The 17,310-nt window shown below is 62.4% G+C and carries 16 protein-coding genes; 4 read left to right on the forward strand and 12 right to left on the reverse strand.

Features of this window, described 5'->3' with window-relative positions; translation table 11 throughout:
- Positions 1–151 precede the first annotated feature (151 nt).
- A complete protein-coding gene (gloA, locus tag AC1DV9_RS02520) occupies positions 152–565 on the forward strand; it encodes a lactoylglutathione lyase (RefSeq protein ID WP_112514463.1) in 414 nt (137 codons plus the stop codon).
- A 77-nt stretch (positions 566–642) separates the two neighbouring features.
- Here gloA and AC1DV9_RS02525 read toward each other — a convergent pair whose 3' ends face one another.
- The 4 genes from AC1DV9_RS02525 to AC1DV9_RS02540 form a co-directional block, all read right to left on the reverse strand.
- Positions 643–1,611: an ABC transporter permease gene (locus tag AC1DV9_RS02525; RefSeq protein ID WP_477946361.1), complete on the reverse strand. Its 969-nt coding sequence runs from the start codon at positions 1,609–1,611 to the stop codon at positions 643–645.
- A gap of 10 nt (positions 1,612–1,621) precedes the next feature.
- Positions 1,622–3,124, reverse strand: coding sequence for a sugar ABC transporter ATP-binding protein (locus AC1DV9_RS02530; RefSeq protein WP_112514462.1), 1,503 nt, complete (start codon positions 3,122–3,124; stop codon positions 1,622–1,624).
- Positions 3,125–3,129: 5 nt separating this feature from the next.
- Positions 3,130–4,170, reverse strand: coding sequence for an ABC transporter permease (locus AC1DV9_RS02535; RefSeq protein WP_003592569.1), 1,041 nt, complete (start codon positions 4,168–4,170; stop codon positions 3,130–3,132).
- A gap of 107 nt (positions 4,171–4,277) precedes the next feature.
- A complete protein-coding gene (locus AC1DV9_RS02540; RefSeq protein ID WP_112388744.1) occupies positions 4,278–5,357 on the reverse strand; it encodes a sugar ABC transporter substrate-binding protein in 1,080 nt (359 codons plus the stop codon).
- Between the two features lie 221 nt (positions 5,358–5,578).
- Here AC1DV9_RS02540 and AC1DV9_RS02545 point away from each other — a divergent pair, with 221 nt between their 5' ends.
- From AC1DV9_RS02545 to AC1DV9_RS02555, 3 genes are read left to right on the forward strand one after another with little or no spacing between them, the layout of a single operon-like run.
- Positions 5,579–7,189 (forward strand): GMC family oxidoreductase N-terminal domain-containing protein, encoded by a 1,611-nt coding sequence (locus AC1DV9_RS02545; protein ID WP_112514461.1) that lies wholly within the window; start codon positions 5,579–5,581, stop codon positions 7,187–7,189.
- A gap of 26 nt (positions 7,190–7,215) precedes the next feature.
- Positions 7,216–8,484 carry a glycerate kinase type-2 family protein gene (locus AC1DV9_RS02550; protein ID WP_477945996.1) on the forward strand — a complete coding sequence of 423 codons (1,269 nt, stop codon included), beginning with the start codon at positions 7,216–7,218 and terminating at the stop codon, positions 8,482–8,484.
- A 12-nt stretch (positions 8,485–8,496) separates the two neighbouring features.
- Complete coding sequence (locus tag AC1DV9_RS02555; protein WP_112514460.1) at positions 8,497–9,585, forward strand: lactonase family protein; 1,089 nt, start codon at positions 8,497–8,499, stop codon at positions 9,583–9,585.
- A 9-nt stretch (positions 9,586–9,594) separates the two neighbouring features.
- On the opposite strand, the gene AC1DV9_RS02560 is transcribed toward AC1DV9_RS02555, so the two are convergent.
- From AC1DV9_RS02560 to AC1DV9_RS02595, 8 genes are all read right to left on the reverse strand, one after another.
- Positions 9,595–10,338 (reverse strand): amino acid ABC transporter ATP-binding protein, encoded by a 744-nt coding sequence (locus AC1DV9_RS02560; protein WP_112514459.1) that lies wholly within the window; start codon positions 10,336–10,338, stop codon positions 9,595–9,597.
- Positions 10,335–11,309 (reverse strand): amino acid ABC transporter permease, encoded by a 975-nt coding sequence (locus AC1DV9_RS02565; protein ID WP_442208463.1) that lies wholly within the window; start codon positions 11,307–11,309, stop codon positions 10,335–10,337. The genes AC1DV9_RS02560 and AC1DV9_RS02565 overlap by 4 nt, the downstream gene beginning before the upstream one ends.
- Positions 11,310–11,370: 61 nt before the next feature.
- The gene (locus tag AC1DV9_RS02570) at positions 11,371–12,204 is read right to left on the reverse strand and encodes a transporter substrate-binding domain-containing protein (protein ID WP_477945999.1); all 834 of its coding nucleotides are present in this window, start codon (positions 12,202–12,204) and stop codon (positions 11,371–11,373) included.
- Between the two features lie 145 nt (positions 12,205–12,349).
- Positions 12,350–12,739, reverse strand: coding sequence for a carboxymuconolactone decarboxylase family protein (locus AC1DV9_RS02575; protein ID WP_477946001.1), 390 nt, complete (start codon positions 12,737–12,739; stop codon positions 12,350–12,352).
- Positions 12,732–13,541 (reverse strand): alpha/beta fold hydrolase, encoded by an 810-nt coding sequence (locus AC1DV9_RS02580; protein ID WP_477946003.1) that lies wholly within the window; start codon positions 13,539–13,541, stop codon positions 12,732–12,734. The genes AC1DV9_RS02575 and AC1DV9_RS02580 overlap by 8 nt, the downstream gene beginning before the upstream one ends.
- A 2-nt stretch (positions 13,542–13,543) precedes the next feature.
- Positions 13,544–14,620 (reverse strand): LLM class flavin-dependent oxidoreductase, encoded by a 1,077-nt coding sequence (locus AC1DV9_RS02585; RefSeq protein WP_477946005.1) that lies wholly within the window; start codon positions 14,618–14,620, stop codon positions 13,544–13,546.
- Between the two features lie 40 nt (positions 14,621–14,660).
- Positions 14,661–16,175 carry an aldehyde dehydrogenase gene (locus tag AC1DV9_RS02590; protein WP_477946007.1) on the reverse strand — a complete coding sequence of 505 codons (1,515 nt, stop codon included), beginning with the start codon at positions 16,173–16,175 and terminating at the stop codon, positions 14,661–14,663.
- 1 nt (position 16,176) lies between these two features.
- Positions 16,177–17,169, reverse strand: coding sequence for a flavin reductase (locus AC1DV9_RS02595; protein WP_477946009.1), 993 nt, complete (start codon positions 17,167–17,169; stop codon positions 16,177–16,179).
- Positions 17,170–17,310 lie beyond the last annotated feature (141 nt).

Genomic DNA, 17,310 nt, shown 5'->3' on the forward strand with positions numbered 1-17,310 from the left:
CGGTTAAGCGGGAAAACATCTGGACAACTGGGTCACTTACATGGTTATCATACAACACTGGTTTCGAACATCAAGTGCGGCGATCTTTTCCAATGCTCGCCTTTCGCTAAAAACCAGTGTAAAAACGATAACTTGCAGGAGGATCCGTATTATGACCGCAGCGTCCGGCCAATTTCGAAATATGCACACCATGATCCGCGTGTTCGACCTCGACAGGTCGATCAAATTCTACACGGAACTGCTCGGCATGAAGCTTCTTCGCAAGGATGACTATCCGGGCGGAAAGTTCACCAATGCCTTCGTCGGCTATGGTCCCGAGGAGACCGATACCGTCATCGAGCTGACCTACAACTGGGGCCGCGAAGAACCCTACGAACTCGGCACCGGCTTTGGCCATCTGGCACTCGGCGTCAACGACATCTATGCCGTCTGCGCCGCGCTTGAGAAGCAGGGCGCCAAGATCCCGCGCCCGCCGGGCCCGATGCTGCACGGCACCACGCATATCGCCTTCATCGAAGATCCCGACGGTTACAAGATCGAGCTGATCGGCCTCGACACGATGTAAGTCCCGCTTCGTCTTCCGGAGGCCGCGCTGCAGAGCGCGGCCTTTTTTGTTTGCCGGTAGCGTCTCCGCGCGGCCCATCATTTGATGATCGCAATCTTGCTGCGGTCGATGGTGATGGCGACGGCGAGGATCAGCACCGAGCCGAAGACGACGTTTTCGGCGAAGATGTTGATTCCGATGAAGGTCATGCCGATGCGCACGATCGAGATGATCAGCGCGCCGACGGCCGTGCGGGCAACGCCACCGAGACCGCCGGTGATCGCCGTGCCGCCGACGATGACGGCAGCGATTGCCGGCAGCAGCAGCTGATTGGCCAGATTGGGCGAGCCGCTCGACAGACGCGCAGCCAGGATCACGCCGGCAATCGCCGCCAGCATGCCGGAGATTGCGAAGGCGACGATCTTGGTCCGCTCGACATTGATACCGGCAGCGATCGCCGCAGGTTCACCGGCACCGATCGCCAGGCTGTGGCGGCCGAAGCGCGTATATCTGAGACCGAAGAATGCCAGGATGCCGATGATCGCGGCAATCCAGATGACCGTCGGCAGGCCCGCAAAGTTGTCGTTGATCCAGGCAGTGTTCAGACGGCCGGCTTCCTCGATGGTGATCGCCCGCCCGGCCGCTGCCCACAATGCGATACCGGCGACGACACCGCCGGTCGCCAGCGTCGCCACGAAGGACGGCACCTTTAGGCGGACATGGACGTAGCCGCTCAGCGCGCCGAAGACGAGGCCCGACAAGATTGCCACCGGAAAGGCGAGCATGCCGATCTGTGGCAGAAGCTGTGCCAGGATGACACTCGACAGTGACGCCACCGACTGGATCGACAGGTCGATGCCGCCGATCAGGATGACGAAAGTGACACCGGCAGCGAGAATGAAGAGCACTGCCGTGTTCGACAGCAACAGGATCAGCGTATCGCCGGTCAGGAATCCGGGGGCCGCGATCTCGATGACAAGGACCAGCACGACGAGAAGTGCGGGCGGAATGGCGCCCTGCATCCAGCCTGCGGCGAGAAGGGATTTCATATCCTTGAAACGTTCCATCATCGCCTCCTCACACCATCGCCCGGACAAGATCGACCTGATCCGGCTTGTTTCCGGGCGCCGCATCGAAATGCGCGGTGACGGCGCCATCGCGCATCACCAGCACCCGATGCGACAGGCCAATCGTTTCCTCCAGCGTGTCGGAGATCAAAAGGATCGCGACACCCTGCGAGGACAGGTCGCGCACCAGTTCATAGACTTCCTCCTTGGCGCCAACATCGAGGCCGCGCGTCGGGTGATCGAGGATCAGGATCCGCGAACCCGCCGTCATCCAGCGCGCCAGAACCACCTTCTGCTGGTTGCCGCCGGAGAGTTTCCGGCAGGCGATATCAGGCCCCGGCGCCTTGATGCGCAGCCGCTTGATCCAGTCGGCGGCGAGCCGCCGCTCGCGGCGATAATCGATTGCGCCGTTGCGCATCACCGAGGAGAGGTCGGCGAGCGTGATGTTTTCGGCGATCGACAGGAACATCACCAGCCCCTCGACGCGGCGCTCGCGCGGGATATAGCCGATGCTCTTGCGAACCGCCTGTTCCGGCGTGCGGAACTGCACCGCCTCGCCGTTGATCTTCAAGGTTCCGCCGGTATGGGTCATGAAGCCGCCGATCGTGCGAGTCACTTCCTCGCGGCCGGAGCCGACAACGCCGGCAATACCGACGATCTCGCCGGCATGGATCTGCAGGTCGACATCGTGAAACGCGCCATCGATCGCCAGTCTGCTGGCATCGACGACGATCTCGCTCTTCGGCGGCAGCTGCTTGTCTTCCTTGTAGTAGGTCGACTGCAGGCCGCGCCCGACCATGATCTCGTGCAGTTCGGGTCCGGTGACATCGGCAGCCCGATGCTCGGCCACCACCTGCCCGTCCTTCATCGTGTAGACACGGTCGGAAATGCGCAGCACCTCGTCCAGCCGGTGCGAGACGAAGACGAAGCTTGCACGCGATTTCAGCGAGCGCACGCGCTTGAACAGCACGTCGATATCGCTGCCGCTCAGAACCGAGGTCGGCTCGTCGAGCAGGATGACCAGCGGGCGCGAGACGGTCTCTTCCAGCGTCAGGGCCTTGGCGAGTTCGACCATCTGGCGCGCCGCAAATGTCAGTTCAGAGGTGCGCGCGGTCACGTCGATATCGACGCCGATCTTGTCGAGCTGGCGCTTTGCCGCTGCCCGCATCGCTTTCCAGTCGACGATGCCGAAGCGGACGAACTGGCTTTCCTGGCCGAGATAGATGTTCTCGGCAACGGAGATGTTGAGCAGCAGCGACTGCTCCTGGAACACCATGCCGATGCCGTTGGCGGCGCCGTCGCGCGCATTACGCAGCTTCAGCGGCTGGCCGTCGAGCATCAGCGTGCCGCTGTCAGGCTGATGGGTGCCAGCAAGGATGCGCATCAATGTCGATTTGCCGGCACCGTTTTCGCCGATGAGGCCGACGACCTCGTTCGGCCGGATTTCGAGCGAGACGTTCTTCAATGCATGAACGCCGGCGAAGGATTTGCTGATATCGTTGGCTGAAAACATGGCGGTCACTTCACGATCTGGAGACGCAGGCGGTCGAGCGACAGCGCGACGGCAGCGATGATCATCAGGCCCTGAACAGTCTGCTGCACATAAGGCGAGACGCCGAGCAGGATCATGCCGTTGCTGAGAACGGTGACGATCAGGACGCCGACCAGCGTATTGATGACGCCGCCTTCACCGCCGGTCAGCGCCGTACCGCCGACCACCACGGCAGTCACCGCCGCAAACAATCGGCCATCGGCGATGACGGCATCGGAGCGGCCGAGCTGGGCCGCGGCAAGAACACCGGCAATGCCGAAGAAGAAGCCCGCCAGCCCGAACGCCATGATGCGGACGCGGCGGAGATTGATGCCCGACAGTTCGGCGACATCCTCGCCCCCGCCGATCGCCATGATATGGCGGCCGAGACGGGTATAGTATTGAACGGTGCAGGCAATCAGGAATGCGGCGAGCGCCACCCAGACGGCGAAAGGCAATCCGAGAAAGCGGGCAAGCGCCAGATCGCGGATCGACGGATCCATCAGGCGCACGGCGGAACCACCGAGCATATAGACGGAGATGCCGAGCCCGATGAACCAGACACCGAGCGTCGCCATGAAGGACGGGATTCGGAGATAGGTCTGGATGATGCCGGTCGTCAGGCCCATGACGGTGCTGGCGGCGATGGCCGCGATGACGGCAAGCCAGCCGTAGGCATTGGCATTGGCATCATTGGTGGCGAGCAGCACGGTCACCATGGCCGCAACCGAAAGCGAGCCCTCGACCGAGAGGTCGATACTGCCGAGCAGGATGATGAAGGTCAGGCCCATGGCGAGCGTCAGCGGAACCGCGGCGGAATTGGCAACGCGCACCAGGTTGCGAGGCTCGATGAAATTGGGATTGGCGATGGTAATCAGAATGCAGAGCGCGATCAGCACCAGCGCCGGAGCGTAGGCGCGCAAGCGCTTGAGGTTCGGCCCGCTGAACAGGCGGCTTCCAACAGTCGGCATGGCACCTGCCTGTTCGCTCTTTGTCATAGTCTTGATGTTTTCGGCATTGATGGTCAACAGACGGCACCTCACTGCGTCATGCGGAGGAGCTGGCAGGCGCCGTAGCGCCCGCCAGCGACGAGGCAGCCTCGGGAGGAGCCGATGCTGCGGGAGAGACGGTACCGCTAGGTGCGGATGGCGCCTGTCACACGACCCCAAAGGTCGTTCCAGTCCAGCGTCGGATGCGAGTCGATGTTGGTCTTGTAATATTCCTCGACATTGTCCTTCGCGATCAGCACGGCCTTGCCGTAGAACTCGCGATGGTCAGCCGGCTCCTTGGCCGGGTCGAACTTTTTCTGGAGTGCTGCGAGGCCGATGGCGAGGCCCATGCCGCCCTGCCAGAACGGATCCGAGGTGACCGTGCAGGCAAATTCGCCCTTGCGCACCGCGTCAACCGCAGCCTTGATGCCGTCAACGCCGACTACGGGAACCTTGCCAGCGAGGTTTTCGGCGCGCAGCGCTTCGAGAGCGCCGGTGCCCATGTCGTCGTTGGCGGCCCAGATGCCCTTCACGTCATCGCCGAAGCGCGTGAGCAGGTTGCTCGTCAGGTCATAGGCTTCCGACGACTTCCAGTTGGCGACCTGGAAATCCAGGAGCTTGATGTTGGTGTTGGCAGCCAGCGCGTCTTCCAGACCCTTCTTGCGCTCGATCGCCGCCGTGTTGGAAATCTGTCCGCCAAGCGCGATGATGCCGCCGGAGCCGCCGATCGTCTTGAAGAGGATTTCGGCAATCTGCTTGCCGCTGGAGATGCCGTCGAATTCGATATGCGAGACGTAGTTCGGATTGAAATCCTTCGGATGCAGGTCCGCCGGCTTGTTCCACTGCGTCACGACATAGGCACCCGCCTTGGCGCAGGCTTCGACGATCGGGCGCGCATCCGGCGTATCGTTCGGGTCGGAGTTCAGCACCATGTTGCCGCCGGTCTTGGCGAGCATCGCCTTGATGTCGGCAATACCCTTTTCGCTGTTGCCTTCGGAAACCAGCGTGACGTGGTCGAGGCCGATCGCGGAGGCGAAGGCCTCGGCACCCGTCTTCCAGACGGCATGATAGGGGTTGGAAAGAGAGCGGATGGACGTGACAAGCGTCGGCTTGTCAGCGGCGAAGAGCTGCCGTGGCAGGGCGGCGACCGTCGCACCCGCTGCGACCGTCGCCAGAAACGATCTGCGGTTCATGCTGCCGAAACGCGAATTCATCTTATCGTTCATTCGAAAACCTCCCGTTGAATGACGAAGATAGCGATGCCGTCCTTGTTTCCCCGGCATCTCCATCTGAAGCGACGTCGTCATAACATTTGTACGACAACCCTTCAAGACGATAACCGTACCCTTTCTCTTGACGAGGGGCAAGAGACTTGAGATTGTGATCGCGAATTGATGCCGGGACAACGAGGAGCGACCGGTTTCATCTGGATTTTACGGAGGAAAGAATGCCCGATTACATCATCGTCGGGGGCGGCTCGGCGGGATGCGTGCTTGCTGCGCGCCTGAGTGAGGATCCGGACGTATCCGTGACCCTGCTGGAGGCCGGCCCGCGCGACAGCAATATGTATATCCATCTGCCCGTCGGCTTCTTCAAGATGACCGCGGGGCCGTTGATCTGGGGCTATGAGACGGTCGCCGGGCGCGAGATTGCCGGACGCAAGATGGTCTATCCGCAGGCACGCGTGCTCGGCGGCGGCAGCTCGATCAATGCCCAGGTCTTCACCCGCGGCTGCCCCGAGGATTACGACGGATGGCGCGACCTCGAGGGATGCACCGGCTGGGGCTATGAGGATGTCCGGCCCTATTTCCGCAAGTCCGAAGGCAACGACACGTTCGGCGGCGCCCATCACGGCACCGAAGGACCGCTCGGCGTCAGCTCGCAGACGCCGCATGCCCTCACGCGGGTTTTCGTCCGCGCCGCGCAGGAAGCGGGTCTCCCCTTCAATCCCGACTTCAATGGTGGATCGCAGGCTGGCGCCGGCTTCTACCAGACGACGACCCGCAATGGGCGCCGCAGCAGCACGGCCGTCGGCTACCTGAAGCCCGCCGCGCACCGCAAGAATCTGACGATCCGCACCGATACCGCCGTCAACCGCATCGTCATCGAAAATGGCTGCGCCGTCGGCATCGAGATCATCGAAAACGGCCGCCCGGCGCTGCTGCGTGCCGAGCGCGAGGTCATCCTGACATCAGGCGCCATCGGCTCCCCGAAGATGCTGATGCTCTCCGGCCTCGGCCCTGCGGACGAATTGCGGGCGCTCGATATCGACGTCGTCAGGGACCTGCCGCAAGTGGGCAAGAACCTGCAGGACCATATGGATGTCGACGTGCTCGCCGAACTCACCGGATCGCATGGCATCGACCGCTACAAGAAGCGGCATTGGCAGGTGGCGGCCGGCATCGAATATGCGCTGTTCGGCAAGGGTCCGGTCGCATCCAACATCGTCGAAGGCGGCGGCTTCTGGTGGGGCGACCGCGCCGAGGCGACGCCGGATCTGCAATTCCACTTCCTGCCCGGCGCCGGTGTCGAGGAAGGCATTGGCGGCGTACCCGGCGGCAATGGCTGCACGCTCAATTCCTATCACGTCCGGCCGCGCTCGCGTGGGACGGTAACGCTGCGCTCCAAGGACCCGGCCGTTCCACCTGAGATCGACCCCAACGCCTTTGCAGAGCCTTACGATCTGGAACGCGCCGTCGATGGCATCAAGATCTGCCAGGAAATCCTCTCGCAACCGGCCTTCCGGCCCTTCGTCAAACGGCTGCATCTGCCCGACGGTAATATCCGCACGCAGGAGGAATACCGCCAGTTCGCCCGCCAATACGGCCGTTCTGCCTATCATCCCGTCGGCACCTGCCGCATGGGTGGCGGCGAAGACGCCGTCGTCGATCCGGACCTCAAGGTGCGCGGCATCGATCGCCTCAGGGTCTGCGACAGCTCGGTGATGCCGCGGCTGATCTCCTCGAACACCAATGCGGCAACGGTGATGATCGCCGAAAAGGCGGCCGATATTCTCAAGGGCATCTTGCAACGGCAGCCACAGCACGATTACGCATGACGATCCTTTCCAGCGCAGATCATTCCATGACCCATTCCATCCCGTCTCCCCGCGAATTCCTGGCCTCGCTTTTCCACGCCGCCGTCAAGGCCGCCGATCCCCTGACGGGGATTGCCGCGCACTTGCCGGAAAAGCCGAAGGGCAAGACCGTCGTCATCGGCGCCGGCAAGGGGGCCGCGCAGATGGCGCGGGCACTCGAAAGCCTCTGGGACGGCCCGCTCGAAGGCGTCGTCGTCACCCGCTACGGCTATGGCTGCGAGACCGAACATGTCGAGATCATCGAAGCCTCGCATCCGGTGCCGGATGCTGCTGGTCTCGCCGCATCGAAGCGGCTGATCGAAACGGTGAAGGATCTCTCCGCCGATGATCTCGTCATCGCTCTTGTCTGCGGCGGAGGCTCGGCGCTGCTGCCCTCTCCACCGCAGGGACTGACGCTCGAAGACGAGATTGCGCTCAACGAGATGCTGCTTGCCTCGGGCGCGCCGATCTCGGCGATGAACGTCGTGCGCAAGCATCTGTCGACCATCAAGGGCGGACGGCTGGCAGCAGCGACCAATGCCCGCGTCGTCAGCCTCATCGTCTCCGACATTCCCGGCGACAATCCTGCCCATGTCGCATCCGGCCCGACGGTGCCCGATCACTCGACCCGGCATGAGGCGCTGGAGATCATTGCCCAATACGGCCTCAAGCTGCCGCAGGCGGCAATCGATCACCTCAATTCGGCGGCAGCCGGCGCGCCGCTCCCGGATGATCCGGCCTTTGTCCGCAACAGCCACGATATCATCGCCTCGGCCGGCGTTTCGCTGGAGGCCGCTGCCGCATTGGCTCGTGCAAACGGCATCGAGGCGGCAATCCTCTCGGATGCGATCGAGGGCGAATCCCGCGATGTGGCGCAGGTCCACGCGGCCATCGCCAAGGAAGTGCTCGGCCGCAACCGGCCGTTCGCCAAACCCGTCGTCATCCTTTCCGGCGGTGAAACGACGGTGACGCTGCGCGCGAAGGGCGGCAAGGGCGGGCGTAACGGCGAGTTCGCGCTGGCGGCAGCCCTTGCCCTTGACGGGCACGAGATCCATCTCATCGCCGCCGACACGGACGGCATCGACGGCTCGGAAAACAATGCCGGAGCCTTTGCAGACGGTGCAACGGTGAAGCGGCTGCGCGCAGCCGGTCTCGATCCGCGCCGCGTTCTCGATGCCAATGACAGCTATACCGGCTTCAAGGCGATCGGCGACCTCTTCGAAACAGGCCCCACCGGCACCAATGTCAACGATTTCAGGGCAATCCTGATCCTCTAGCCGGAACCGATCATGCAACACCTGCTCTTCATCGGCACGCTCAACCAGCCGACCTCCTATTTTGAAGGTGCCAATGGCGATGGACTTTCGGTTCATCTCTTCGACGACGAGACGCTGAGTGCCGAGCGGTTGGCAACGGCGCCGCAGATCGTCAATCCGACCTTCCTCACGCCATCAGCAGACGGCAGCCTCGTCTATGCGAATTCGGAGATCGAAGGCTGGTACGAGGGCCTCGTCACCGCCCTTTCGTTCGACAGGCAGGCCGGGCGCCTCCGCCATCTGAACATGCAGCCGTCGCTGGGGGCGACGACCGCGCATAACGCCATCTCGCATGACGGCAGGCACCTCTTCGCCGTCAACTATGCGATGGGAGAAGGTGGCCCGGATCAGGCGCTTGTCGCCTTCGAGCGCCGGACCGACGGCTCGCTGGCGCCGGGCAAGATCAGCGTGGCGCAATCCGGAACCGGCCCGAACCCCGCCCGCCAGGAACGTAGCCATCCGCACAGCGTCACCGAGATAGCCCCGAACCTGATCTTGGTTACCGATCTCGGCACCGATCGGTTGACGATCTACGCTCTCGAAGAGCACCGGTTCGAGAAGGTGAGCGAGACACCGGCAAGGCCTGGTGCAGGACCGCGCCACGGTGCGCTCCACCCCTCCGGCCGCTTCGTCTTCGTCATCAACGAGCTTGATTCCACGGTGGCGAGCTATCGCTTCGATGCGGCCCGCCGGACGCTGCATGAGATCGAGGCCCACTCGACACTCCCGCCGCAGACGACCGGCACGAATTACGCATCGGACCTGCAGATATCTCCCGACGGGCGGTTTCTCTACGGCGCTAATCGCGGCCACGACAGCGTCGCGGTCTTCGAGGTCGACGCAGAGACCGGCAGGCTTTCACCGAAGGGTCAGATGCCCTGCGGCGGCCGCACGCCGCGCAACCTGGCAATCGCCCCGCAGGGCGGTCACCTTCTTTGCGCCAATCAGGACAGCGACGTCGTGACCATTTTCACCCGTAACCGGGAGACCGGAACGCTCCGCGACAGCGGCAAGACGATCCGCATCGGCACGCCGATGTGCCTGCGCTTCGCCAAGGCCTGATGCCAGCGCTCAGTGCTTGAGGATCTGGCTAAGGAACAGCTTGGTCCGCTCATGCTGCGGGTTGGTGAAGAAGTCGTGAGGCTTGCCCTCCTCGACGATCTGGCCCGAATTCATGAAGATCACCCGGTCGGCAACGGCCCGGGCGAAGCCCATTTCATGGGTGACGCAGACCATCGTCATGCCGTCCTTGGCAAGACCCGTCATCGTTTCCAGGACTTCCGAGACCATCTCCGGATCGAGCGCCGAAGTCGGCTCGTCGAAGAGCATCACGGCTGGCTCCATGCAGAGCGAGCGGGCAATCGCGACGCGCTGCTGCTGGCCGCCGGAGAGCTGGATCGGGTATTTGTTGGCCTGTTCCGGAATGCGTACGCGCTCGAGAAAACGCAGCGCCGTCTTCTTCGCTTCCGCCGCCGGCACGCCCTTGATCCACATCGGCCCAACCATGCAGTTCATCAGCACCGTCATGTGCGGGAAAAGATTGAAGTGCTGGAACACCATGCCGACATTCTTGCGGACGTCGCCGACGTTTCGCATCTTGTTGTGCAGAGTGATGCCGTTGACCGTAATATCCCCTTCCTGATGCGCTTCTAGCCGGTTGAAGCAGCGGATCAGCGTCGATTTTCCCGATCCCGAAGGACCGCAGACGACGATGCGCTCGCCCTTGGTGACCGTCAGGTTGATATCCTTCAGCACCTGGAAGGCGCCGTACCACTTGGACACATTCTTCGCTTCGATGATCTTGTCGCCGTTCATCGGACTTTGCTCCTGGCGTAGTGACGCTCGATGCGGGATTGGATGAGCTCCAGGCAGATCGACATGATCCAGTAGAGCATGGCGGCGGAGATCAGCATCTCCATGTGCTGGAAGGTCTTCTGCCCCAGCGTGCGGGCAAGAAACATCAGTTCCCAGACGCCGATCACCGAGACCAGCGAGCTATCCTTCAGCATCGAGATGAACTGGTTTCCGGTCGGCGGAATGATCACAGGCAGGGCCTGCGGCAGGATGATCTTGCGCATCGTGACGCCGAAACCGAAGCCGATCGAGCGCGAGGCTTCCCATTGGCCGCGATCGATGCTCTGGATGCCCGACCGGAAGATTTCCGTCATATAGGCGCCGTAGCAGAGCGACAGCGCGAGGATACCGGCCGGCACCGCATCGATGACGAAGCCGAGCTGCGGCAGGCCAAGATAGATCAGATAGACCTGCATCAAGAGCGGCAGGCCGCGGAAGAACGAGGTGTAGAAGCTGGCGATCGCATAGGCAAAGCCGTTGGTCGACAGCTTGGCGACGGCACCCAGAATGGCGATTGCCGACGCGATGATGATCGAGATCGCCGACACATAGATCGTCGTCACAAGGCCCTGCGTGATCATGAAGGGCAGTTTCTCGGCAATGAATGGCAGGCTGAGATGAAAGGTGGCAAAGAAGGCCAGGAACAGACCGAGGAGTTCCAGCCAGACGATGGCGATCTGCACCCTCAGCGGCGCAAAACCGATGAGCACGACATTGAGCACGAACATGACGGCGATAACGAAGGCGATCGCAAAACGTCCGTAGATGCCGCTGGATGCGGGATCGCCGATGACTGGGCGCATCAATTCGCCCATCGCCGTGCCGCTCATGTTGAACATCAGGAAGAACGCCAACACGGCGGCAAACAGTGTCGCCACGAACCACGGCTTATGGACGAGTACTTCAGACTCGACTGTATCGGGATAAAGCATCTCTTGTCCCTTGCGGCAAATCGACGGTCCGGAGGTCCGGACCGTCTGGTTCTGGCGGCGGTTACTTTACGACCGTATAATCCACGCCGTACCACTTTACCGAAAGCTTGCTCAGCGTACCGTCGGCCTGCATGCCCTTCACGGCTTCAGCGATCTTGTCATTGAATTCCTTGTCGCCATGCTCGATGGCAATGGCGAGCGGCTCGTAGAATACCGGGTCGCCGATCTGCTTGATCGGATAGCCGGCCTTGACCGCGTCGAGAATGCTTGGCAGCGAGGAAACGACGGCATCGAGACGCGTGCCATCACCAAGACGCAGGTCGTCGAAAGCGGTGGTCGAGTTGGCGTAGGACTTCACGTCCTTCGGCTTGAACTCGTATTTGAACGGAGGCGCGCCGGCGGCGTCGAGCGTCAGGTCGCCCTTGGCATAGGCCTCAAAAGTCGAGGTCGCCGTAGTGCCGACCACCTTGCCGTCGAGATCGGCAAGCTTGGTCGCCTTGCTGTCCTTGTGAACGGCAACGGCGGCAGGGGTGTAATAATAGACTGCCGGGAAATCGAAGATTTCGGCGCGCTTCTTGGTCGGCGTCATGGAGCCCACATGCATGTCCCAGCGGCCCGCCCAGTTGCCCGCGGTGATGATATCCCAGCCCGGCGTGACGAATTCGACCTTCACGCCAAGACGCTTGCCGATATCCTTGGCAACGTCGATGTCGAAGCCATCGAGTTCGTTCTTCTCGTTCATGAAGGATTGCGGCGCCCAGTTGGCGTCGGTCGCAACCTTCAGGTCCTTGGCCGCCAGCACCCGGTCGAGCACGGCACCGGCATTGGCCGGCACGGCAGCCAGCGCGACGGCGAGCGACGCGGCAGCGGCGGTCATCTTGGTCAGTCTGTTCATGCGATGGTTCCCTTTATTGTCATTCTTGGTTTTTGGCCCGGGCTCATTCCCGTACCGTCATACGATCTTGAAGTCGAAGAGACCTTTTCGTCTTCCGGCGATCTGAAGCAGCCGCAGGCCGGTCGCTTCCTTGAATCGATGGAAGTCAGAGCTCTCCTTTCTGGCGCATCTCGTCGCGGATGGAACGTGCGACCCGGAAGGCTTCGACGCCGGCCGGAATGCCGCAATAAACCGCGATCTGCGTGAGTGCCGCCCTGAGCTCGTCATCGGTCAGCCCATTGCGGATGGCGCCGCGGAAATGGATGCCGAATTCATGCATGCGATTGAGCGCCGCCAGCATGCCGAGGTTCAAAAGGCTGCGCTGCTTGAGATCGAGACCGTCATCGGTCCAGGCCGTGCCCCAGCAATATTCGTTGAGCACATCCTGGAACGGGGCCGAGAAGCTGTCGGCGCTGTTGATGGCGCGATCGACGTATTCGTCGCCCAGCACCTTGCGTCTGACGGCCTCGCCACTTTTTCTGAGGGCTTCATCCATGGTCCGTCTCCTTGCCGGTCAGAAAGCCACGCATCAGGTCGGCAACCGTCTGCGGCGCCTCGATCAGAATCGAATGACGGAGGCCCGGCAGGATCGCGAGCTTCGAGCCCGGAATGCGCTCGTGCATGTAACGAGCCATGCGCGGGTTCGACCCGGCATCGTCCTCGCCGGTCGCAATCAGCGTCGGGCAGCGGATCTGATCGAGAAAGCCGCCAAAGTCGGTTTCCGCCAGCACGCGGTAGGCCGCCGCATAACATTCCGGATCGTTCTCGGCATCGCGCTGTTTGAGCGTCGCGATCACCTCCGGATTGTTCTCCTGGAATGCTTCGGTCAGCCACCGGGACAGCGATGCATTGTGATGGTCGGCAGGCGTGCCGGCGCGCAGCGCCGACAGCCGTTCGAGAACCCGCGTCCGCTCCTCCGGCGTGCGGCCGGCAACGGTCGACAGCAGCACCAGCTTGCGCAAGCGGTCGAGATGGGTCAGCGCCAGGCGTTGTGCAATCAATCCGCCGAGCGAGAAGCCAGCGAGATGGAAGGTCGAGAAGCCTGCCTTGTCGGCCAGCGCCAGCGCTTCATTGACGAAATCGTCGATCTCATAGCGCCCCTTGACCCGGCTCGATTGGCCGTGTCCGCGCAAATCGAATGTCAGGATCGTGAACCTGTCCTTCAGACGCTCGACCACGCCCGACCATGCCTCCAGATAGGAGCCGACGCCGTGGATGCAGACCAGCGGATCGCCGCTGCCGTCGATCCGGTAGTTGAGCGTCACGTCTCCGACGGTATGGCGCTGTGCCTCTGCCATGATCAGCCCGCCGCAGCCTTGCGCTGCTGTTCCTTTTCGCGTGCCGCGAAGAAGGGCATGATTTCCTTGACGAACAGCTCGATCGTGCGCTTCTGCAGCTCGAAGGGCAGGTTGAAGGTGAGCCCGAGACAATACTGATCGACACCGCCTGCCTCATAGACCAGCAGCTTTTCGATCGCCTCATCCGGCGTGCCGAACATCAGGTTCTTGCGGATGTTGTCGGGGTTATAGTTGTCCTTGCCCTTGACCGCCTCATAGGGAACCGCTTCCGGAAACCCTTCGCGCACATTGCCGATATTCTGCATCAGGTTCTCGAAGGCGCGGCCGTAATCCATACTGTGCTGGACCGCGTTTTCCCAGCCGTCCGGCTTGTCGTAGACGCAGGTGCGGCGCTGCATCATGAAGCGCGGGCGCGGGACTTCCGGATGGTCGGCAACGGCCTTGTTGAACTTGTCGGCCAGAACCTGGATTTCGGCGGCAGGCTGGGAGAGCGGTGTGGAGAGGATACTGGCGCCGTTGGCGATCGCCCAGTCGAACGAGCCCGGATCGCGGGCCGCGACCCAGATCGGCGGATGCGGCTGTTGCAGCGGCTTTGGCACCGAAGTCGCCGTCGGGAACTTCCAGTAGTGGCCGTCATGGGCATAATCGCCGGCCCACAGCTTCTTCACCGCCGGGACGATCTCCTTCATGTAGGCGACGCCTTCCTGCTGGGGCATGCCACCCGCCATCCGGTCGAACTCGTACTGATAGGAGCCGCGGGCGATGCCGAATTCCAGGCGGCCGTTCGTCAGGTGGTCGCAGAGCGCGGATTCGCCGGCAAGACGGATCGGGCTCCAGTAGGGAGCGACGAGTGTCGAGGTGCCCAGGCGGATCTGCTGCGTATGCTGCGCCAGCCAGACGAGTGTCTGGAACGGATTGGGAGAGATCGTGCATTCGATCGTGTGATGTTCGGCCGTCCACAGCGCCTCGAAGCCACCTTCGTCGGCCATGCGGGCCAGATGAAGAAGGTTGTTCCTGGCCGTCGACATCGAAACATCGGGCGAGAAGCGCTCCATGGTCAGCGATACTGCGAATTTCATCTGCTAGCCTCCCTCTCGGGCTGTATTGTCTTCTGTGCCGTCACTTCAGACGGATGACGAAGGGGTCCTGCATCGCCCCTGAGTAATCGATGATGACGTTCTTCAACCGCGAGAATTCGTGCATCACCTCAAAGCCGCCGCGGCGGCCGTAGCCGCTTTCCTTGAAGCCGCCATTGGCGGACATGAAGGAGGCGGAACGGTAGGTATTGACCCAGACCGTTCCAGCCTCGATCTGATTGGCGAAGCGAAGTGCCCGGTCGATATCCTTGGTCCAGATGCCGGAGGCGAGGCCGTAATGGCTGTCATTGGCGAGCGCGATCATCTCCGCCTCGTCGCGGAACGGCATGACGCCGACGACCGGGCCGAAGATCTCGTCGCGCATGAAGCCCATGTCGTTCTGAGCATCGACCATGACCGTCGGCTCGAAATACCAGCCGCCGCTCGATAGGCCGTCCTTCTGGGGACGGCGGCCACCGGCTGCAATCTTCGCGCCTTCCTTGACGCCGGATGCCACATAGCCCTCGACCTTGGTGAGCTGATCGGCGAGCGCCAGCGGACCGATATCCGTATCCTCGACCGTCGGCAGGCCGACGCGGATGCGGGCGGTGCGGGCAACCAGCGCATCGATGAACTTGTCGTAGATGCTGGCCTCGACGAAGCAGCGCGAACCGGCAACGCAGGTCTGGCCCGCCGCGGCAAAGACGCCGGAGACGACACCATTGACGGCATGCTCGATCTCGACATCGCCGAACACGACATGCGGAGACTTGCCGCCGAGCTCCATCGAGCAGGGCACGAGGTTCTGCGCCGCATTGCCGGCGATGCGGCGGCCGGTCGCGGTGCTGCCGGTGAAGACATACTTCGAGACACCCGGATGGCGTGTCAGCGCCTCGCCCGCACTCTTACCGGTACCAGTGACGACATTGACGACGCCTGCGGGAAAGCCCGCTTCATGGATCAGCTCGGCCAGCGCCAGCGTCGAGGCACTTGCATGTTCGGAGGGCTTGATGACGACGGTGTTGCCGATCGCCAGGCACGGCGCCAGCGTGCCGGTGAGCAGCATAAGCGGCGAATTCCAGGGCGTGATCATGCCGACGACGCCGAGCGGTTCGCGCAGATTGAGGTTCAGCGTATCGACCCGGTTGATCGGGATGGTGTCGCCCTGCAGCTTGTCCGCCATGCCGGCGAAATAGTGATAGCTATCCGGCATCGAGCGCATCTGCGCCCGGGTTTCCTTGAGCAGCTTGCCATTGTCGCGCGTCTCGATTTCAGCAAGCGTGTCGGCATTGGCCCGGACAAGCTCGGCAAGCCGGCGCACCAGCGCGCCGCGATCGGTCTGCGTCATGCGGCGCCAGGCGGGATTGCGGAAGGCAGCATTTGCTGCGTCAACGGCAGCCGCGACATCGTCGGCATCGGCCTCCGCCAGATCGTACCAGCGCTCGCCGGTCGTCGGATCATAGCTTGCGATATAGTTGCCGTTCTTCGGCGCCACGAATTCGCCGTTGATGAACAGGCCCTGACGCGAACCTTCGATGGAGCTGACTGTCGTCTTCATGTCACTGTCCTTGGTCTTGGGAGGCTTGGATCCAGGCACGGGCTTCGCCGTCGATCATCGCGACGCGGCCGCCATCGTCGGAATCCATGTAGATGCCGAACCGGCCTGCCTGCCGCTCGCGCACATAGCGGCGCAGCATCGAACGCAGTTCGTGGGTGGCGATCGTCTCGTAGGGAAGATCGTCGATCGCAAAGAAACGGAGATCGGCGGGCAGATTGACGCCCTCCCCCTCGCCCGCCAGCCGCGCACGATAGACGAGATAGCCTGGATCGCTGTCGGCAACATCGAAGACCGAGTAGAGGAAGGTCTCGTCAGGCATCAGCCGCAGCGCATCGCCGCCTTCGACGACGAGCTGGCTGTCTGCCTTGCGGCGGCGCGCCGAAGGAAGCACCCAGCTGCCCTTTCCGTCCGCGCGCAGCAGCAACCCATCCCCGGCTTCGATCAGGTAGCCGATGATCATACCATGCGAGGCGAGCCAGCCAGCGGGCAACGGATCCTTGACGCTGGCATAGTGGCCGCGGCAGAAGCCGAGCGGCGCGGTCGGGCTGGTGCCGAAAGCCCTGACCTGGCCGATCAGAACCGTATGATCGCCGGCATCAACGGAACTGAAGGTCGTGCAGTCGAACCAGGTAAGGCTATCCGTCAGGACAGGCGCACCGGTATGGATGCGATCATGGGTGACGGACTGGAACTTGTCCGGCGACTTCGAGGCGAAGGTACCGGATACATCGACCTGGCCCTCATGGAGAATATTGACCGCAAAGCAACCGGCATAGGTGAAAGCCTGATAGCTCGAAGCGGACTTGGCGATGCAGACCAGAAGCAGCGGCGGATCGAGCGAGACCGAGGTGAAGGAATTCGCGGTCATGCCGCGTGGCGTGCCGTCTTCATCGCGGGTGGTGATGACGGTAACGCCCGTCACGAAGGTTCCGAAGGCCCGGCGCAGTGCGATCGGATCGATCGGCGCATCCGCCCTTGCCGCTATCTCCGCCATGCTTTCGTGCCTCCTCCGTTTGTTAAAGAGGAGGCTATCGCTGCCCGTCCGGTGGTTCTTCCGCGCCTTCAAAGGAAAGGCCGGAAAACTTCTGCTGCGATCCATAGGAGAGGGAAAGTGGCCGCGCGAAAGCACTGCAAG

Source organism: Rhizobium sp. 01L410 (assembly GCF_056400165.1).